We start from the raw sequence: 19,601 nt of genomic DNA on the forward strand, positions 1-19,601 counted from the left end.
CGATTCGGCACTCCAAAGTTTTGTCCTCTTATGATAAAATGTTGCTATATTACGGTCGCCGCCAGGCGATGACCGAAGGGCTGTGATCGATTTGAAGCTGATGAACTATATGAACCTTAACCGGCACCCGGCTCAGTTTTCCTTTCAGCTGGACCGCACGCGCGAATTTGCGGAGGTCTTCCACGCCCATCAGGGCATGGAGCTGCTGTACGTTCACGAAGGGCATGGAACCGTCATTGTGGAGCAACAAATTATAGAGCTCAGGCCCGGCATACTGTTCTTCTTCAAGCCATTCCAGCTGCATCGCATCCGGGTCCATGACCTGCCGAACAAAACCTACATCCGGTCCCTCTTCGTCTTCGAACCGGCAGTGCTTGACGCCAGTCTCGCCTCTTTCCCGTCCCTGCGGGCCTTCTTCGCCAAGCTGTGGAAGGGCGCGCTGACCGAGCAATGCTTCACCAACCTCTCCCAGGAGGCGATGCTGCAGCTGTTCCAGGTCCATAGGCCCATCCTTGCAAACGCTTCCCAGGAAGAACGTTTGGAGGAGCAGCTTCTGTTCTTAACCGCTCTCCTTCATCAGCTCAAAGCAACGGCCGGTCCGCTCACCGACCTGCCTGCCGCCCCTTCCAAGCCCTCTTATACCGCGGAGAGGATTATGGAGTGGATCGAGCTGCATTACATGGAGCCCTTCGAGCTCAAGAAGCTGGCGCATGCCATTCATCTCTCGCCCAATCATGTTTCCGCCGTGTTTAAGATGACGGTCGGCAGCAGCATCACCGAATATTTGACCGCCCGGCGCATCCGGCAAGCGTGCTGGCTGCTCAAGACGACCGACGCCCCCGTTCAGGAAATCGGGCAGCTGGTGGGGCTGAGCAACTTCTCGTATTTTTGCCAAATGTTCAAGAAGCACGTCGGTCTGACCCCTCATCAATTCAAGCGCTCGCCGCAGGCCTAGTCCGGCTGCAGAGCCATTTAATCAGTAGACAGTCTCTGCATCAGCTTGCGAAATTCGCTCGGGGACATCCCGTTCATTCGCTTGAATAACCGGGAGAAGTAATACAACTCGAAGCCTACCTGCTCCGCGACGTCCGTCACCGTAAGCTCCGTTGTGACCAGCAGCTCGCGCGCCTTCTCCATCCGTTTGCGATTGATATACGCAATGGGCGAGACGCCCAGCATCGATTTGAAATACGGCATGAAGTAATTCGGGTGAAAATGCACCAGCTGCGCCAGCTCCTCTACAGTAATCGGCTCGTGCAGACGTTCATCGATGTAGGCGAGAACGCTGTTGATTTTGCCCGTTTCGCTTAAATGCACCATTCGGACCCCACGCTCCTGCTCAGCCGCCGTCTCCATGTAGGCCGATACGATTTCGTGCAGCACCGATTTGATGCGCAGGGGCGAGGTCAAGGTAGGCTGGCTATGGTGCTTGATCAGCTCCTGGAACCTTTGCTCGAGCCATCCCTCATCGGGAAAATCCAGTACATATGGAATATCCAGCATCTGAAACAAACTGATATCCCCCACCGTCGAGGTAAAATGACACCAATACTTGCCGTACGTGTTGCCCCACGCCTGCGTACCGAAGGACAGCCGCACTCCTGCCGGGAGAAGAATCAGCTGGCCCGGCCGGGGCTCATAATGGCGTCCCTTGATTTTGATCCAGCCTTCTCCCTCACGAATGTAATACAAGCGATTCACGTCGGGTGTATGAGGAGGCGATCCCCAGGTATGCGACACCTTCGTATAGGTTGCGATGTGCAGGTTCATTTGCGTATTTTCCAAGTAGCTGCGAAGCAGATGTTCCTGCTGCAGGTCGATGGGCTGACTTCTCTCCGCCATGTGCTTCCGTCCCCCTTGGACTGCATGTAGACATAGTAAATACTCCCATCATACTATTTGCATGAATGGGAGTCGATACGTTATTCATTCGATTGAGGTGCCGCCTTGCTCTCCTCCAGCAGACGCTGTACTCTTTGCTCCAGCCTTTGCAGCCCCTGCTCCACAGTCGCATGGCCTTGCATAATAGCGTCCAGCTCCTCTTCAGCCAACCGGTCGAAGCCTTCATAGAAGCTGAAGGGCAGAGGCGCATGGAGCGCCTGGTCTGCTGCTTCGTCATAAGCAACGTCATAGAAGATCCGGAGGCTCCGTCCTTCCTCCTGACCTACAAACCCTTGGCGGGTCAGCAGAGCCTGCGACGTCTTTCTCTCGACCTTGGCGGCCTCCGTACTGTGAAAATATCGGATGACCTGCCATGCGGCTTCCACATTTCCTGCTCCGGCATAAATGCTGTAGATCGGGCTCAAGGAAAAATCGGGACTGTACCGCTTCCCGCCTTCGGCCGCAGGCAGCGGAGCAATGTCCCATGACACCTTGCTTCCGCTCCGCTTCAGCTGATCGATCTGCCAGGTCGTATTGATCGTCATGGCCGCCCGTCCCTGACCGAATAGGTCGGTCTTATCCAGATCCTCCTTTTCCCATCTTTGCTTCATCGCATCTGCAGGCGCCGGCGTGCTGCCGCTGCGTACGGCTTCCTTCACCGATTGAACCACCCGGCGCCAGGAGGGTGTGTTCACCGTAGCTCTGCTGCCGTCCTCCGTCCAGAAGCTGAGCCCTTGCATTCTCCCGGCTTGGAAGACCATATTGTACACGCTGGACATGAAGGGAAAGTGATATCCGTACACCTTCGGCTCCTCCTGCTTCCCTCCGAATCTCGCTGCCACCCGGTAAAAATCTTCCCACGTCGTCTTCTCGTTCGGATAAGGGATGCCGTAACGGTCGAACAGCTCCTTATTGTAATAAAGAACGGAATTGCTGAATTGCGGAGCCAAGCCGTACAGCTGCCCCTTTCCCTTGCTGCGTAAAAGTTGTACTGAAGCGGGAAGCATACTTTCAATATCGAAGCGGTCCTTCTGGATCATCGGGTCCAGGGATATCAGCTTTCCTAACCCTGCCAGCCTCCCGTAGCTGTTTTTGTCCAGCAGCAGCAGGTCCGGCTGTTCCCTGTCAAGCAGTCGCTCCAGCTCCCGAAGCCGATCCCCGCCCGCGCTGCTCGCCGGCTTCGTCTCGATTACTTCTATTTCCAGGTTAGGGAACATGACTGCATAATAGTCGCCGTACTGAAGGTCGAATGCCTGCTTGTCGTAGTACGCAACCTTCAGCTTGCCCTGAGTCGCCTCCGCGACGGCCGGCTGCTCCTGACTGCAGCCGAGCACATTGATCAGGAATGCACCCATCAGGAAAAACTTCGTATAGGTCATCCGTTTCATGCCATCGAGATCCCCTTTGCTCACTTGGCTTCCGCCTTGGCTCTGACAAGTGCCTGCTGACCGGCCTCCTGCAGCTCCTTCAGCGCTGTGTCCACGGCTTTCCTTCCCGCCAGCACCGCCTGGGATTGCTGCATCGCAAGCTCATTGAACGACTGATAGAAGGAAGACGGCACATTCTTAGGTGAAGATGGAACAGCCGGCTTCAGCATCGTAAACACCTCAAGCCGATGCTCGTTTGTTTTCAATACACCCGTACGGGCCGGTACTCCCCACGAGCCGGAACCGGAATCCATCTTGCGCGCCATCTCGTCGCTGGCAATAAATTTGACCAGCTCCCAAGCGGTCCGCTTATTGGGCGATTTGGCGTTCACCGCGTATACCGTCGGTACGGTGAACGATGTCGTCTCCTTCGGCCTTGAGGGATCCACGGGCTCGGTCGCAAGATCCCAGGGGAAGGCGGACAGCTTGTAATGTTTCTGCGCTTCCTCCATGCTTCGCACATAGCTGTACGTCTGAAGCGACATAGCTGCCTTACCCATGATAAAGGGATTTTTCTTATACAGCTCTTCCATCGTGATGCTTCCCATGATCACTTCGGGCAGATGTAAGCTCCCTTTGCGGTACGCTTCCATCGTTTGCATGTACAGCTGTTTCCATTCCGGGGTATTCACCGTTACCTGCTGCCCCGCGTCATCGATGATTTGCAGCCCCTTGGCTCTCCCCGCCTCCTGCACCAGCTGCATGGGATCGTAGGCCGTGCCTATCGTAAGCCCGTACAGCTTATCGCCTTCCGCTGCGGCCGGGAACCTTTGGGCCAGCTGCAGCAGCTCCTCCCAGCTCATTTGGTCCTTAGGATAAGGAATACCGTATTTGTCGAACAGCTCTTTATTATAAAAGAGCGCCCGCTGATTATATTGCGGCGCAAGTCCGTATAGACTGCCGCCCCCCTTGTCCCGCAGCACCTCAGTCAAGCCGCTGTAAAGGCCCTGCAGATCATAGCGGTCCTGCTTCATAACGGCATCCAGCGCATACAGCTTGCCCTCGGAAGCCATGCGTTCGTATTGCTCCAGCGTTAGGGCCAAGACATCCGGCTGCCGCTGCTCTATCAGCTGCTCCGGGCTCGGTCCGCTGCTGCTTGCCGGTCCGTTCGGGTGAGAGACGATCTCCAGATCCGTATTCGGATAGCGAATGATAAATGCCTTGCCATAATTGGCCATGAAGGTGTCCTCGTGAAAATAATACACCTTCAGCTTCTGCTCCTTTTCCTTATCCATGGCTTCCAATGCCATTCGTTCTTGCGGCTTGGAAAGCTTGGTCAGAAGCGCGCCGATCTCCTCCTGCTGCGTCAACCCCGCGGCCATCAGTACTGCTGCCGCCAGCACCGGGCTCAGCCTTAGCCAGCTGCTGCGTTTACGACCTCCGATTTTCTCCACCTCGGTTCGCTCCTTCACCTTCCGAATTAGCTCCTTGGAGAAGCCCCCTTCCTTCAGCGGCAGTCTAGTCAGCTGCTTCTCCCATGCCTCCGGCTCCATCCGCTTCATCGTCCGTCACCTCCTTCCGCCTGATGTAACTGCTCCGAAACCTTGGCCCGCGCCCGATAAAGCCTCGACTTGACCGTTCCCTCCGAGACGGACAGTAGCCGGGCGATCTCAGCGTAGCTCAGGCCATGATGGGCATGCAGCAGCAGCACCTCCCGCAGCTTGGCAGGCAGGCCCAGCACCACCTGCCATACCTGCTCGGTGACAAGACTGCCGATCGCCTGGCTTTCCGCCGAAGCCATCGTTTCTTCGCGCTGCAGCACGCCGAAGGGAATGACTCTGCGAAACCAGGCCGAACGCCAGTGATCCCGTACCAAATTGCGCGTAATCGCGAGCAACCACGTCTTGACGGAGGCTTCTCCGCGGAATGTGTAAATCCGCTCAAACACCTTCACAAACACATCTTGCGTTATATCGTCGGCCAGCTCGGGCTTGCGTGTGAGGAAGAAGGCATAGTTCCACACATCCTCGCCATAGGCCGCCATTAACTCCTGCAGAATGGCGCTCTTATCCATCCCTGAGGAGAGCGACTTCAAATATTCAAAGGCCACCGGTGTTCACCTCTCAACACATTGGACGGTACAGGAAGGAAAAGGTTCCCTTTCCATGGCAAAAAGTTCATCCAAGCCGCCAAGGAATGCATAATCATGGCAAAAGGTTCCGCATACTACCCCTGATGCGATATTACCCAGGGGGGACGACCATGACCAAGCGTACCATTACTCCATTGCAGGCCTACATGATGCTGATTCTTGTCATCGGGGTGAACAATCATGTGATCCTTCTGCCCTTCCTGCTCGAAACCGCGAAGCGGGATTCCTGGATGGCTGTCGTCATTATGATCATCCCCGCCCTCTTATGGGCCCTGCTGTGGTACGGCATGATCAAGCGTTCCGACCGGCTGCCGATCCTCCATTGGATTCGGATGCGTTACGGAACCTTCGCTGCGATGATTGTAGCCCTTCCGGTTCTTCTTCTGCTGCTCGCTTCAATATTTGTTTCCCTGAGAGATACCGCCATGTGGACGCATGTATCTTATCTGCCCCTGACTCCATTGTCCGTCATCGGCGCCACCTTCCTCCTGCTTTGTGTGCTTGCCGCGATGGCGGGAATCGAATCCATAGCGATTATTTCCGGCATCTTCCTTCCGGGTGTCGTTCTGCTCGGGTATTTCGTCATGTTGACGAATTTTCAGTTCAAGGACTATTCGCTGCTCACACCGCTATTCACTCATGGCATTGGCCCTACGATGCAAGCACTTCCTTATCTCGGAGAGGCGACCGGCGAGCTGATGCTTTTATTGTTTATTCAGCACCATGTCAAAGGCCCGATTCGGCTGCTGCCGCTGCTGTCCGTGGTGCTCATTTTGTCGGGCCTTACGATCGGACCGTTAATGGGCTCCATTTCTTTATTCGGACCGTTCGAATCCGCGCATCTCAGATACCCGGCCTTCGAGCAATGGAGAATGGTGATGATCGGCAAATTCATCTCCCATCTGGACTTCCTCTCCATCTACCAATGGCTCTCAGGCGCTTTTATCCGAATCTCGCTTATGCTGTTTATATTGTCGGACATCATTCCTTTGAAGCAGAGGCGTTACCGGAACGGCATCCTTATCGCCGCTGCCGCACTGATTATGGGCGTCAGCCTGCTTGAGCTTAGCGATATGGAGTTTATGCAGCTGTTGAAGCAGGTGTATTATCCGTCCCTATTCGCTATATGGATACTGCTCACGGCGCTTATCGCCCTATTTGCATTTCTTCCGGCAGCGAAAAAGGAAGTAACGTCGTAACCCACAATCGGAATTACATCAGTAGGAGGGAAGCTCATGGAGCGTTGGGACGAACAAAGGCTGCGGAACTTTTTTGCCCAATCGTCGGATGTCCAGATACATCATCATCAGCTGGGAGAGTCCGGCAGACTGCATAGCGTGGTACTGCTGTATTGCGAAGGGATGGCGGATACGGAGCAGCTGAACGAGCATGTTCTTCCTTCCCTGAATATCATGCTCTCCGAGCAGGAGCCTGGACTATTGGCGGAGACTTTATCCCAGAACCAGCTGCAGCTGGCCGCACTTCCCTTCTCGCCTTTCCAGGATGCGGTGATCCGCATCTATTCCGGGCATCTGCTGCTGCTGTTCGAGAAGGAGCAGCTGCTCTACTCGCTCGACATTGCGAAGCTTCCTCAACGAACGCCCGAGGAATCCAGCACGGAAGTTTCGGTGAAGGGCCCGAGGGATGCCTTCACGGAGGAGCTCGCAATCAATACGGCGCTAATCCGCAAGCGGATTCGAAGCAACAGCTTGTGCAACGAGTCCTTCCAGATCGGCCGAAGGAGCAATACCCGAGTCTCCTTGATGTACATAGCCGATGTGTCCGACGCAGCCATTGTGGAAGAAGCCCGCAGCAGACTCCGGCGGGTAGATGTGGATGCCTTGCTCGGCAGCTCCCAGCTGGAAGAGATGCTTGCGGATACGAAATATCCGCTGTTCCCGCTGTTCGATTATATCGGAAGGCCTGACTTCGTGGCTCAAAGCCTGCTGCGGGGGCGCCTTGTGATTCTGGTTGACGGCTCCCCGATGGTGCTCATCGGTCCGACGAATTTAACCGCCATTCTGAAATCGCCGGAGGATATGTACCTCCCCTTCTATTTCGTATCTCTTGAAAGGCTGCTGCGGTTAATCGGCCTGCTGATCGCGATTTTGCTGCCCGGCTTCTGGGTTGCTCTTACGTCGTTCCATATGGATCAGCTACCATTCCCGCTGCTGGCTACCATTACCTCCTCCAAGCTGGGTCTTCCGATGTCCGGTTCGCTGGATCTGTACTTCATGCTCGGCCTGTTCGAGCTATTTCGGGAAGCAGGGCTAAGGCTTCCCCGTGCCGTAGGGCAAACGGTGGCCGTCGTAGGAGGCTTAATTGTCGGGGATGCAGCCATACAAGCGGGAGTCACCTCCCCGACGACGCTGGTCGTCTCCGCCCTAACGGCGGTCTCTTCATTTACCCTGGTTAACCAATCCTTGAACGGAACCGTTACGGTGCTGCGGTTCTTCATTTTGGCCTGTGCTTCCGCGCTGGGTATGTACGGGTTTTTCCTGGGAATCTTCGCCACGGTCTTATACCTGTCCGTGCAGCGGTCGTTCGGCGTTTCTTATCTTGCCCCGATCTCTCCTCCCTTCTGGAAGGAATGGCCCCAGGCTTTGCTGCAGCTTCCCTTGCGGCTGCAGCCCAAAATACCCGCCTTTCTGCGGTCCAAGAAACCCAACCGGTAAGGAGGAGCTGATGTTCATGCGCAGCATATACTGGAGAACGGCGGCGCTCATCGGTTGCCTTCTGCTGCTGTCCGGCTGTTGGGACGTGAAGACGATGCAGGATATCAACTACAGTACGGCGGTCGGGATCGATTATTTAGACGGGAAGTACGTGGTTTACGTACAGCTGCTGGATTTCACGAATGTAGCCAAGCAGCAGGGGGGCGGCAAGCCTGGTCAAGAGGCTCCGGTCTTCGTAGGGATAGGGAAAGGAAAGAGCTTAGCGGAGGCGTTTCACGATATCAATCGAGCTGCACAGCAGGAGATGTTCTGGGGCCACGTATCGGCCTTGGTCATCGGTGATAAGCTGCTCAGGAAGGGACTTCGCTCAGAGGACTTTGACAGTATGATTCGCTTCAGGGAAATCCGCTTCTCCCAATGGGTCTATGGGACGAAATCGTCGATCGTGGATATTTTCAGCACCAAATCGTTCTTTAACCTGTCCTCCCTCTCCACCATATTGCATCAGCCCGAGATGAATCACCGCCAAAGCTCGACGATCACTCCTATGCGATATCAGCGGTTCATAGCGGAGCTGCGCGAGCCGGGTAACACCGTGCTTCTCCCTTCCTTGGGTATCACCCGCAAAAGCTGGAAGATGGATGAGAAGAACGAGCCGCTGCTGTATAAGGACGGTGTCTATGCCCTGTACAAGGAACAGCCTGCCGTCTATTTCCCTCTGGAGCAAGGGATCGGTACGCGGTGGGTAGAAGGGGGAACCGACCGGGTGACCCTGAGCCTCTCCGGTGCCGGGTTGCCGACTTCGTCGTTGGTGTGCAAAAAACCGGTGCATGTCATCAAGTCCGAGCTGGCGGGCGATAAGGTGAGCTTTCGCATCGAGGGCCATGTCGGCTGCCGCATCAACGAGTTGACCGGGGATGAGTCGGACGAGCTTCTTAAACAGCAGGCCCAGAAGGAAATCGCAGAGGAGATTACCTCCGCCTTCCAAGCGGGTAAGGAAAAGCAATCGGATGTGCTGAGACTTGAGCACGTCCTTTATAAGCAGGATTTCAAGGCGTGGGCCAGGCTTACCGATTACGGGAAAAAGCCTCTTGCGGACTATAGCCTGAAGTCGATCCATTGGAACATCGACCTGCTTCATTCGGGCATGTATAGAAAAGAGCAGGATGGGTCTGATTATTAACGGCTCCCTGATTTGGTTCATCGCCGGCCAAAGCGGGTAATATCAGGACAAGCGAAATCATCTTACGTGATGAAAGGAGCTGCTTGCCATGATGAGCTTGCTGATTACTCTGCTGATGGCGATGGTGATCGGAACCGTAGGTTCAGCCGTTGCACCGGGCACCATGCCCGGCGGTATTCTCGGCGCTATGCTGGCCGGCTTCGTCGGCGCTTGGATCGGCTATTGGCTGCTTGGGTCGTGGGGACCGGTCATTGCCGGCTTTGCGGTTATTCCCTCCGTGCTCGGCGCGGCGCTGTTTACCCTTCTGCTCGGTCTGATTTCCCGAGGCTCCGCGAACCGGAGAGCCTGATGATGGATAAGCGGTTATTCCTCTTGGAGACCGGGGGAGAACCGCTTTTTTGTTACGAAACGGCACAAAGAAAACACGCCCCCTAGTAAGGACGTGTTCTACGATTCCTTCCTTCCGGCAGACTCCTGGAAGAACGCCTTCAGCTTATCCAGGGCCCGCTTCTGGATCCGGGACACGCTCATCTGCGATACGTTCAGCTGCGCCGCAATCGTCCGCTGAGACTGCCCCTCGACATAGGCAAGCTGGAGTACCTTCTGCTCCTCCGGCTTAAGATGAACCAGCGCCTCCTGTAGATCCAATCGCGTTTCGACCAGCTGGTAAGCGTCGCTTAAGGAGCCGATCACATCGCCGATGGTCGATCCGTTATCCTCCGACGACAGCGGCGTGTCCAGCGAAACATAATGATAATATTCGCGGCCGGCCAAAATTTCGATCGTCTCCTCCACCGACAGCCCCATCTCCGCAGCGATTTCGTCGACATTCGGCGACCGTTCCAGGCGCACCGTCAGCGTGTCGATAATTTGCTGAATCTGATTTCCTTTTTCCTTGATCCGCCGAGGCACCTGCACATACCAGGATTTATCGCGGAGATAATTTTTCATATGGCCGATGACACTCTTCATCATATATGCCTCGAACTGTACGCCCAAGGAAAAATCAAATTGCTTCAAAAGGCGAAGCACAGACATCTGCCCCACTTGGTAGAGGTCCTCGAAGAGATCGGGGCGATTGCGCGACATTTTGCCGGCTGCCATTTTCACCATTGGTTCGTAATGCTGCAGCAAGACGGTCGCGGTTTCGTTGCAGCCCGTCTTCTGATAGTGGAGTATCAACTCCTCAGCGCGCTGGCCTTCGAATCGCTCCGAGTGCATATTCATACCATTTCCTCACTTTGGCTGACCGTCTTCGTCAGAATCACCTCGGTGCCGTTGCCGGTTTTTACTTCGACGTGATCCATCAGAGCCTGCATCAGATAAATACCGAGCCCGCCTACATTGATTTCGTTCAAGCTCTTGTCGTGCAGCGAGCCGGCCTTGCTCGCTTTCTCGGCGTAATCGAAGCTCGGTCCTTGATCCTTCACGGAAATGCTCAGTGCAGAGCCCACGCGCTCGAAGCATACTTCCATGCTGCCGGGCATCCCCGGGTCATAGGCATGAACAACCACATTATTGCATGCCTCGGCGACAGCCACCTTCATGTCCTCGATTTCCTCATAGGAGAATCCGAGCTTGGAAGCGATGCCGTACAGCGTAAGCCGGACCAGATCAATATATTCCGCCTGTGCGGGTACGGTCAAATGTACTTTTTCCGGTTTCATACTCTCGCTTCGATCCTTTCTATAACCGTTAATTGGGCCGTGCCTCAGCTGGCGTTGGTCTCGCTTATATGCAAGAACGGCGTGATGCCGGTCAAGTCGAACAGGCGTTTAATTTTGGGAGGAATCTCCTCCACCCGAAATTCGGCCTTCAGCACATCCCTTGCCTTCAACACCGATACAATCACACCGATCCCGGTGCTGTCAATGTATTGGAGCTGCTTCAGGTTCAAAACCAGCCTGCGATCGGTATCCGCAACGAAGGGGTCAAGCGCCTGCCGCAAATCGCCCACCTTGGACAAGTCCAGCTCCCCCTGCAGGGAAACGATATTCGCAAGCTCCGTTCGTTCCGTTTGTAATTGAAAGTCACGGTCTGGAGTCATTGGTTGCCTCCACCTCCACATGTACTCATTCTCCTATTCTTAACCGGATTTCCGCCTATTGAAACATCGGCTTGCCCCTGTTTCGCTCCTCTGTTCTGAGGTTAAATTATGGACAAGCGGACACGAGACCAAGTGTTCGCTGTGATACGGACGGTCCGGGTGCTGCTGCGCCGATCCGGGCTGTCCGCCCATCTTTTCGAATGGATAAGGAGGACTCTGAAGATGACAAATCAAACATTGGCGGCAAACCAAGTAGAACTGAATCGATTGCTGAACCGACAGGTGGCGAATTGGGCTGTACTCTACATAAAGATTCACCAATACCATTGGTTTGTCAAAGGAGCCTACTTCTTTCAGCTGCATACGAAGTTCGAGGAGCTGTACCAGGAGGCGGACCGCTTTCTGGACGAGCTGGCGGAGCGGGTGCTGGCGCTCGGCGGCATCCCGTTCTCGACGATGAGAGAATTTATGGAGGCTGCCTCGATCCGGGAGGATAGCCATGACCTGTCGGCGGAACGGATGGTAATACAGCTTACGGACGATTTCCGCCAATTGCTCGGAGAATTGACGGAAACGATGGCAGCGGCGGAGGATGCGCATGACGAAGGAACGATCGATCTGCTGGTGGACATTCGATCCAAGCTGGAGAAGCATGTCTGGATGCTGCAGTCCTTTGTAGACTAAGCTGCAGACCGAATGAACGGGCAAGGCCTTGCACAGCAAGGCTTTGCCCGTTTTTTTGCTGACCTTTTTTCATGTGATCGGTAAACAGAAGTAAAATATATTTACTAATGATACGTTCATAGCTAAACTAGATTACGTAGCGAATACTTACACCAAGGGTGACTATTTCTTATGCTCTCTGTCCTGTATCTTAATGCAGCTTTGCTGCTTTCCCACATGTTTTTGATTCATCGCCTCAATCATACATTGCAAAGGTACAGACAGGATGTACGGTACAGTTCGATGGTTTACGGGATCCTTTACGGCATCGTTGGCAATCTTCTCATGTATTACTCGATCCATTTACAGGACGGGGGCATTCTTGACCTTCGTTTCCTTTCTATTATGCTCGCGGGGAAACTAGGCGGCTTTCCAGGCGCTCTGATCAGCTCCCTCATTGTCGCCGCGGGCCGGATTCTGCTGTTCCCCCTATCCGAGGCCGCGGTCACAAGTTCCCTGCTTACCGTCGTCGGTGGAGTCGCAACCGCTATCTTAGCGTATTTCTACCGGTCCCTTCGTCTAAGTCATTGGGTTCTGCTGATGTTTTTTTATCTTGCCGCTTCCATTATCGGCTTTACGTTCCTCCTTACGTCCCGTGAGCTTTTAACGACCATCATCATCGAGTTCATCATCTTCAATACCTCCGTCGGAAGCATGGCTTATTATTTTTGCGTCTATTTAGAAAACGCGGAAAAGGCTCGGGAGAAGCTGCAGCGCAGCAGCCGAACCGATGCCTTGACCGGCTTAAGCAATTTTCGGGGACTTCAATCGCAGCTGCAAGCTCTGCTTAAGCGAACCTCCTCATCGAAGATTTCCCCTCACCTTTTCCTGCTGGACGGCAAAGAGACCCGGCTTTTGAACGTCAAGCTCGGATACAAGGAAGTTAACCGGCTGTTAGTCCTTACGGCAGAGGTGCTTCAGGAGTATTTGCCCGGGGCTTATTCGATTGCCCGATATAACGGGGACAAGTTTGTCATTCTCATCGACGGCCTTCAGCAGCAAAGAACCCGTCATTTTCTTCTTCATGAATTGCCGAGGTATTGCGGTCTGCAGTTCGAAACCTTGTCCTTGGAGCTAAGAGCCGGGATTTCCGAGCAAGAGATTGTCGCCGTCATGGAGGATCAGATGCTCATGAGCAAGAAGGAGCGATGGAAGAAAGAAGAGGAGCGGCTCTTGCACAATGAGAAGCTCAAAACCGTGGGTGAACTGGCAGCAGGACTAGCCCACGAAATTCGCAATCCGCTCACCTCCGTGAAAGGCTTCCTCCAGATCGGGAAGCAGCAGGGCGATGTAGGCAAATATTACGACATCATCCTGGAGGAGGTGGGCCGAATGAATGAGCTGACCAAAGAGTTCCTGCAATTCTCCAGACCGAATGCCGCCGATGTCATGAGCATCGCTTTGCTGGAATGCGTCAACAGAGCTTTGCAGCTAGCGGAATCCCAGGCACTGCGTCTCGGGCATCAATTGCAGTGGGAGGGCGCTTCGGCAGCGATCACCGTGCAGGCGGATCCGAACAAGCTGGTGCAGGTACTGCTGAACCTGATGCAGAACGGACTGGAGGCGATGCCGGAGTCCGGTACCTTGCGCGTTACGATGTATGAGAGCCCGGAACGGTTCGCCGTGGTGGAAATCACCGACACCGGCACCGGGATCCCGGAGGATCAGCTGGAGCAAATTTTCCATCCTTTCTTCAGCACCAAGGAATCGGGAACCGGCCTCGGCTTATCCATCTGCCAGAAGATCATTCAGGACCACCAGGGCACCCTCCGCGTCCGCAGCAAGGTTGGCTTGGGTACCACCTTTACCCTTAGCCTTCCGTGTGCGTAGTTTCCCTGCACCGCCTCCCATAAGCTATCCTCCGGTTCTCCCCAGCCGGCGGATAGCTTTTTCTCGTTTTCCACACATTACATAAGAAACCAAAGCTTGAAGAATACTACCCATGCTGAAACCATGACTTTCATACGACAGGGGGAAGCCCTCTTTTGCAAACAAGACAATTCGGTACAACGGGCCTCCGGTTCCCGATCCTGAGCTTCGGCGCCCAGCGGATCGTCGATGCTCACGGCTGCAGCGAGGAGGAGGCGATCCGGATCGTGCATCGCGCGATCGATGAGGGCATCACCTATTTCGACACGGCACCGAGCTACTCGAAGGGCCAATCGGAGGAGCGGCTCGGCAAGGCGCTCTCGCAGGACGGCCGCCGCAATCGCATCCATCTTGCCACGAAGACCCACGACCGGACGCGCGACGGCTCCTGGCGGCTGCTCGAAGAGAGCCTGAAGCGGCTGCAGACGGACCACGTCGACGAGTGGCGGCTTCACAACGTGGCGTCGATGGAGGAGCTTGATCGCTGCTTCGCCAAGGACGGGGCCATGCAGGCTATGCGGGAAGCAAAGGAACAGGGGCTCGTGAAGCTGGCGAGCATCAGCGGCCATACGAACCCGGATGTGCAGATCACGGCGCTGAAGCGGTATCCCTTCGACAGTGCGCTTGTTGCGCTTTCGGTTGTGGATGCGTTCCTCTACAGCTTCGAGCATGAGTTTCTGCCGGCAGCGGCCGAGCACGGTACGGCCGTCATCGGCATGAAGGTGCTTGGGCTCGGCAAGCTCGCTACCTGGTACGAGAAGGCGCTACGCTATACATGGTCGCTTCCGATTTCCACCGCCATCATAGGCATGGAGACGATGAAGCAGCTGGAGCGGAATCTGGAGGCGGCCCGGAGCTACCAGCCTCTCACCGAGATCGAGCGTGCGCTTCTGTGGAAGGAAACTGCACCGCTCATCGATCCGGGTGTCATGAAGTGGAAGGCTGCCGCATGGGAATCAAATGAATGGTACATACGCCAGAAAACAACACCAACGGAGGGATAAGCTGATATGAACAAATGGATGACCTTAAGTCTGACCGCTGTCCTGGCGCTCGGCTTCACCTTAAGCGGCTGCGGGAAAACAGCAGCGCCGCAAACCGGTAATACGAATCAAGGCGCAGGCGGCGGAGCGGGAACGGCTGCCGGGGGAGGCGAAAAGCCGGGCGCCGCTTTCAATATCGGGATGGTCACGGACGTCGGCGGCGTGAACGATAACTCCTTCAACCAAAGCGCCTGGGCCGGCCATCAGAAGCTGGAGAAGGATACCGGAGCGAAGGTCAAATATATTCAAAGTAAAAGTGATTCCGAGTATGTTCCCAACCTGACACAGCTGGTGAAAGCCAACTTCAATCTCACCTGGGGCATCGGCCTGATGCTGGGCGACGCCGTCGGCACCGTGGCCAAGCAAAACCCGGAGGCGAAGCTGGCTATCGTGGATAATGTGGTCTCGGCGCCGAATGTGGTGTCAGTCACCTTCGCAGAGAACGAAGGGTCGTATCTGGTCGGCGTGGTTGCCGGACTGATGACCAAGTCGAACAAGATCGGCTTCGTCGGCGGGATTGACCTTCCGGTAATCAAGAAATTCGAGGCCGGCTTTAAGGCCGGCGTATCGGCGGTAAATCCGAATGCAACCGTCACGGTCAACTATACCGGCGCGTTCGATAAGCCTGACCTCGGGAAGGCGGCGGCAGCGACGATCTATAACTCCGGAGCGGATATTATCTTCCACGCTTCCGGCGCTACCGGCAACGGCGTATTTAATGAAGCGAAGGACCGGGTAAAAGCCGGCAGCAAGGTGTGGGTTATCGGCGTCGATCAGGACCAGTCGCTCATTTTTGGCGATGATGTAACGCTGACCTCGATGATGAAGCGTGTAGATACCGCCGTGTACAAGGTATCGGGCGATGTCATTCAAGGGAAGTTCCCCGGCGGGACGACGATCGTGCTCGGCCTGAAGGAGGATGGCGTAGGCCTGTCCGAAACATCGAAGAAGAATGTGCCGGCTGACGTGCTGGCGAAGGTTGAGGAATACAAGCAGCGCATTGTGAAGGGCGAGATCAAAGTACCGGAAAAATAGGCGGTGAAGATAGCATGGCGGCAGCAGAAGCCAGAGAAACAGTAGTGGAGATGCGCGGCATTACGAAACGTTTCCCCGGCATTGTAGCCAACGACGGGATCAGCCTTACCCTGCGCAAGGGCGAAATCCTGGCGCTGCTCGGCGAGAACGGCGCCGGTAAATCGACGCTGATGAACATCCTGTTCGGGCTGTACCAGCCGGATGAAGGCGAGATTCGCATCGGCGGCCGTCCGGTGACGATCACCGGGCCCAAGGAAGCCATCCGGCTCGGCCTTGGCATGGTGCATCAGCACTTCAAGCTGGTGCAGCCGTTCACCGTAACCGAGAATATCATTCTCGGCACGGAGCCGAAGCAGGGGCTGCGTATCGATTACCGGAGCGCGGAACGGCAGGTGACGGAGCTATCGGAGAGGTACGGGCTGCGAGTCGACCCGAAGGCCTACATCCATGATATCTCCGTCGGCATGCAGCAGCGGGTTGAGATCGTCAAGACGCTGTACCGCGGCGCCGACATTCTCATCTTCGACGAGCCGACCGCCGTGCTGACCCCTCAGGAGATACAGGAGCTGATGGAAATCCTGCGGCTGCTGGTGAAGGAAGGCAAATCCATCATCATCATTACGCATAAGCTGAAGGAAATTATGGCGATCGCCGACCGGGTGACGATCATCCGGCGGGGCAAGGTGGTCGATACGCTGAAGGTGACGGAGACGAACCCGGACGAGCTCGCGGAGAAGATGGTCGGCCGCCACGTTACCTTCGAGCTGGACAAGACCGAATCGCGGCCCGGCGAGGCGGTCCTTAGCGTCCGGGATGTGACCGCCCGAGGGGCGAATCAGGTGCCGGTACTGAGCGGCGTCACCTTCGAGGTGCGGCGCGGCGAGATTCTGGGGCTTGCCGGCGTCGACGGCAACGGCCAAAGCGAGCTGATTGAGGCGCTCACAGGGCTGCGTCCTGTTGAGCAGGGAAGCATCACGCTGAATGGCAAACCTATCGCCGGACTGGACCCGCGCAGGGTCGCCGAGGCAGGGGTCGGCCATATTCCCGAGGACCGGCATAAACGCGGACTGGTGCTTGACTTCTCGATGTCGGAGAACATGGTGCTGAAGACGTACTATCAGCCGGCCTACAGCCAAGGCGGCTTCTTGAACCGGGAAGCCATTGACCGGCAGGCGAGGCGGTTGATCGCCGAATTCGATGTGCGGACTCCCGGGACGCATACCCCCGCCCGGGCGTTGTCCGGGGGCAACCAGCAGAAGGCGATCATTGCCCGCGAGATCGATGCCGACCCCGACCTGCTGATCGCCGCACAGCCGACGCGGGGACTGGATGTAGGAGCCATCGAGTTCATCCATAAGCGCTTGGTGGAGCAGCGGGATAAAGGCAAGGGCGTGCTGCTCATCTCGCTTGAGATCGATGAGATTCTCGGTGTGTCGGACCGAATTGCCGTGATCAGCGAAGGCCGTATTGTCGGTATCGTCGATCCGAAGAATACTACAGACCGGGAGCTGGGCCTCATGATGTCCGGTTCCTCGGGCTTATCCGCTCGCGCAGAGGGAGGTGACCTGCTTCGTGAATAAATGGGTACGGGCTTTTACGGCGGATACGGCCTTGGTTCCTCTTGTTGCCATCGTGCTGGGGCTGGCTGCCGGCGCTTTGATCATGCTGGCGGGCGGCTATAACCCGCTTGCCGCTTATGCCGCCCTGCTCGATCGGGTACTTGGCAGTCCTTATAATATCGGGGAGACGATTCGTGAGATTGCTCCGCTCATTCTTACGGGCCTGTCCGTCGCCTTTGCCTTTCGTACGGGCTTATTCAACATCGGCGGCGAAGGCCAGTTCCTGCTCGGTATGATCGGAGCCGTAACGGTGGGCATCAAGCTCGATCTGCCGTTTTGGCTTCATGCGCCGCTCGCTGTGATTGCGGGGGCTGTGCTGGGAGGATTATGGGGCGGCATCGCGGGATGGCTGAAGGCGGCACGCGGCGTGAATGAGGTCATCACGACGATAATGCTCAATTGGATTGCGCTGTTCCTGTCCAATTTCATCGTCAGCCGATTTCTGCTGCTGCCCGGCCAGCAGCGGACCTACCCGATTCACGAATCGGCGTCTCTTTCGCTGGTACGGCTCTCGGAGTGGTTCGGCAACGCGCGGCTGCACTTAGGCATTCCCATCGCCCTGCTGGCGGCAGCGGTGTTCTATATGCTTCTGTGGAAAACAAAACAAGGCTTCGAGCTCCGCGCCGTCGGACATAACCCGCACGCCGCGGAGTATGCCGGCATGAACGTCAACCGCAATGTGGTGCGGGCCATGTTCATCGGCGGGCTGTTCGCCGGGCTGGCGGGCACCTTCGAGGTGCTGGGCGTCTTTCATTACCACGTCGTTGCCGCCGGATCGCCGGGCTACGGCTTTGACGGCATTGCCGTAGCTTTGCTCGGCGGCAATCATCCGCTTGGCGTGGTGCTGGCGGCAGTCCTGTTCGGCTCCCTTACCTACGGCTCGGCCGGTATGAGCTTCGGTGCGGATGTGCCGCCCGAGATCATTCGGGTCATCATCGCCCTGGTCATCTTCTTCGTCGCCTCGCACGGCATCATCCGGTGGATGCTGCGTCCGCTGCTCGGCAAACGAAAACGAGGGGAGGCGGCCTAACGAATGGATACGCTTCGCGTTATCGGCGAGCTGCTGCATACGACACTCGTCTTCTCTACGGCGCTCATCTTCACGTCAATGGGCGGCATCCTCTCCGAGCGATCCGGTGTCGTCAATATCGGGCTTGAGGGGCTGATGGTGTCCGGGGCCTTCGCTTCCGCAGTAGCCACCTGGTCCGCGGAACGGTCGGGGTATGGGGCGATGTCGCCCTGGATCGGGCTTGTGGCTGCATTGCTCTTCGGCATGGCCATCTCGGTTATTCATGCCGTCGCCTCAATCACCTTCAAGGCGGATCAGGTCGTCAGCGGCGTCGTCATCAACTTTCTGGCGCTCGGCCTGTCCGTGTACCTGGTCAAAATCCTGTTCCAAGGCTCCGGCCAAACGGAAACCTTGAACGTAGTGTTTCATAAAGTTGCCATTCCCGGCTTGTCGCAAATTCCGTTGATCGGGCCGGCCCTGTTCTATGCCTACCCGACGACATACATAGCTCTGCTGCTCGTGGCGGTCATCTGGTATGTGCTGTTCCGCACTCCGTTCGGGCTGCGCCTTCGCGCCGTAGGCGAGCATCCGGGTGCGGCCGATACGGTGGGCATCGCCGTTGTGCGCATCCGCTATCTGGCCGTGCTGCTGAGCGGCGCTCTGGGCGGACTAGGGGGAGCGACGATCACCCTGACCACGACGAGCAACTTCTCGCACAACACGATCTCCGGCCAAGGCTTCATCGCCCTTGCGGCTATGATCTTCGGCAAATGGCATCCGGTCGGTGCACTCGGCGCGACGATCTTCTTCGGCTTCGCCCAGGCGCTTCGCAACTTCGTTCAGCTCTTCGAAGCGACCAAGCTGATTCCGATGGAGTTCCTGTTCATGCTGCCGTACGTTTTAACGATTCTCGTCTTGGCTGGTGCCGTGGGCCGTGCCTCTGCGCCTTCCGCCCTCGGTGAACCCTACGATCCCGGCAAACGATAGCGGATGGTACA

The 19,601-nt window shown here is 56.2% G+C and carries 19 protein-coding genes; 12 read left to right on the forward strand and 7 right to left on the reverse strand.

The window, feature by feature from the left end; genetic code table 11:
• Window positions 1–100 precede the first annotated feature (100 nt).
• Window positions 101–955, forward strand: a complete 855-nt coding sequence (locus QMO62_RS14865) for a helix-turn-helix transcriptional regulator (RefSeq protein WP_284642081.1) — start codon at window positions 101–103, stop codon at window positions 953–955.
• A gap of 17 nt (window positions 956–972) precedes the next feature.
• On the opposite strand, the gene QMO62_RS14870 is transcribed toward QMO62_RS14865, so the two are convergent.
• The 4 genes from QMO62_RS14870 to QMO62_RS14885 form a co-directional block, all read right to left on the reverse strand.
• Window positions 973–1,842 carry a helix-turn-helix transcriptional regulator gene (locus QMO62_RS14870; RefSeq protein WP_284642083.1) on the reverse strand — a complete coding sequence of 290 codons (870 nt, stop codon included), beginning with the start codon at window positions 1,840–1,842 and terminating at the stop codon, window positions 973–975.
• Between the two features lie 80 nt (window positions 1,843–1,922).
• Complete coding sequence (locus QMO62_RS14875) at window positions 1,923–3,293, reverse strand: extracellular solute-binding protein (protein WP_284642085.1); 1,371 nt, start codon at window positions 3,291–3,293, stop codon at window positions 1,923–1,925.
• Window positions 3,290–4,810 carry an ABC transporter substrate-binding protein gene (locus QMO62_RS14880; RefSeq protein WP_284642086.1) on the reverse strand — a complete coding sequence of 507 codons (1,521 nt, stop codon included), beginning with the start codon at window positions 4,808–4,810 and terminating at the stop codon, window positions 3,290–3,292. Before QMO62_RS14880 ends, QMO62_RS14875 begins: the two co-directional genes overlap by 4 nt.
• Complete coding sequence (locus tag QMO62_RS14885; RefSeq protein ID WP_284642088.1) at window positions 4,807–5,358, reverse strand: RNA polymerase sigma factor; 552 nt, start codon at window positions 5,356–5,358, stop codon at window positions 4,807–4,809. Before QMO62_RS14885 ends, QMO62_RS14880 begins: the two co-directional genes overlap by 4 nt.
• 152 nt (window positions 5,359–5,510) lie before the next feature.
• On the opposite strand from QMO62_RS14885, the gene QMO62_RS14890 reads away from it, so the two are divergent.
• The 4 genes from QMO62_RS14890 to QMO62_RS14905 all read left to right on the forward strand — a co-directional run bounded on the left by QMO62_RS14890 (window position 5,511) and on the right by QMO62_RS14905 (window position 9,607).
• Complete coding sequence (locus QMO62_RS14890) at window positions 5,511–6,599, forward strand: GerAB/ArcD/ProY family transporter (protein WP_284642091.1); 1,089 nt, start codon at window positions 5,511–5,513, stop codon at window positions 6,597–6,599.
• 36 nt (window positions 6,600–6,635) lie between these two features.
• Window positions 6,636–8,075, forward strand: a complete 1,440-nt coding sequence (locus tag QMO62_RS14895; RefSeq protein WP_284642092.1) for a spore germination protein — start codon at window positions 6,636–6,638, stop codon at window positions 8,073–8,075.
• 16 nt (window positions 8,076–8,091) lie between these two features.
• Window positions 8,092–9,258: a Ger(x)C family spore germination protein gene (locus tag QMO62_RS14900; protein WP_284642094.1), complete on the forward strand. Its 1,167-nt coding sequence runs from the start codon at window positions 8,092–8,094 to the stop codon at window positions 9,256–9,258.
• An 88-nt stretch (window positions 9,259–9,346) separates the two neighbouring features.
• Window positions 9,347–9,607: a GlsB/YeaQ/YmgE family stress response membrane protein gene (locus tag QMO62_RS14905; protein ID WP_284642096.1), complete on the forward strand. Its 261-nt coding sequence runs from the start codon at window positions 9,347–9,349 to the stop codon at window positions 9,605–9,607.
• A gap of 98 nt (window positions 9,608–9,705) precedes the next feature.
• Here the strand turns inward: QMO62_RS14905 and QMO62_RS14910 are convergent, their stop codons facing one another.
• Genes QMO62_RS14910 through QMO62_RS14920 form a run of 3 tightly spaced genes read right to left on the reverse strand, consistent with a single transcriptional unit; the run spans window position 9,706 to window position 11,305 of the window.
• Window positions 9,706–10,485, reverse strand: coding sequence for a sigma-70 family RNA polymerase sigma factor (locus tag QMO62_RS14910; RefSeq protein WP_284642098.1), 780 nt, complete (start codon window positions 10,483–10,485; stop codon window positions 9,706–9,708).
• On the reverse strand, window positions 10,482–10,925 hold the full coding sequence (rsbW, locus tag QMO62_RS14915; RefSeq protein WP_284642099.1) for an anti-sigma B factor RsbW: 444 nt from the start codon (window positions 10,923–10,925) through the stop codon (window positions 10,482–10,484). The genes QMO62_RS14910 and rsbW overlap by 4 nt, the downstream gene beginning before the upstream one ends.
• A 44-nt stretch (window positions 10,926–10,969) precedes the next feature.
• Complete coding sequence (locus QMO62_RS14920; RefSeq protein ID WP_284642101.1) at window positions 10,970–11,305, reverse strand: STAS domain-containing protein; 336 nt, start codon at window positions 11,303–11,305, stop codon at window positions 10,970–10,972.
• 222 nt (window positions 11,306–11,527) lie between these two features.
• Here QMO62_RS14920 and QMO62_RS14925 point away from each other — a divergent pair, with 222 nt between their 5' ends.
• The 7 genes from QMO62_RS14925 to QMO62_RS14955 all read left to right on the forward strand — a co-directional run bounded on the left by QMO62_RS14925 (window position 11,528) and on the right by QMO62_RS14955 (window position 19,590).
• Window positions 11,528–11,989 (forward strand): Dps family protein, encoded by a 462-nt coding sequence (locus QMO62_RS14925; RefSeq protein ID WP_284642103.1) that lies wholly within the window; start codon window positions 11,528–11,530, stop codon window positions 11,987–11,989.
• A gap of 216 nt (window positions 11,990–12,205) precedes the next feature.
• Window positions 12,206–13,858, forward strand: a complete 1,653-nt coding sequence (locus QMO62_RS14930) for a sensor histidine kinase (protein ID WP_284642105.1) — start codon at window positions 12,206–12,208, stop codon at window positions 13,856–13,858.
• A 155-nt stretch (window positions 13,859–14,013) separates the two neighbouring features.
• Entirely contained in the window at window positions 14,014–14,901 is an 888-nt protein-coding gene (locus QMO62_RS14935) for an aldo/keto reductase (RefSeq protein ID WP_284642107.1), read from the forward strand.
• Window positions 14,902–14,907: 6 nt separating this feature from the next.
• Entirely contained in the window at window positions 14,908–15,975 is a 1,068-nt protein-coding gene (locus QMO62_RS14940; RefSeq protein WP_284642109.1) for a BMP family lipoprotein, read from the forward strand.
• Between the two features lie 14 nt (window positions 15,976–15,989).
• Complete coding sequence (locus QMO62_RS14945) at window positions 15,990–17,555, forward strand: ABC transporter ATP-binding protein (protein ID WP_284642112.1); 1,566 nt, start codon at window positions 15,990–15,992, stop codon at window positions 17,553–17,555.
• A complete protein-coding gene (locus tag QMO62_RS14950; RefSeq protein WP_284642114.1) occupies window positions 17,548–18,624 on the forward strand; it encodes an ABC transporter permease in 1,077 nt (358 codons plus the stop codon). Before QMO62_RS14945 ends, QMO62_RS14950 begins: the two co-directional genes overlap by 8 nt.
• Before the next feature lie 3 nt (window positions 18,625–18,627).
• Window positions 18,628–19,590, forward strand: coding sequence for an ABC transporter permease (locus QMO62_RS14955; RefSeq protein WP_284642117.1), 963 nt, complete (start codon window positions 18,628–18,630; stop codon window positions 19,588–19,590).
• Window positions 19,591–19,601 lie beyond the last annotated feature (11 nt).

The organism is Paenibacillus silviterrae, from assembly GCF_030167925.1.
GTDB lineage: Bacteria > Bacillota > Bacilli > Paenibacillales > NBRC-103111 > Paenibacillus_G > Paenibacillus_G silviterrae.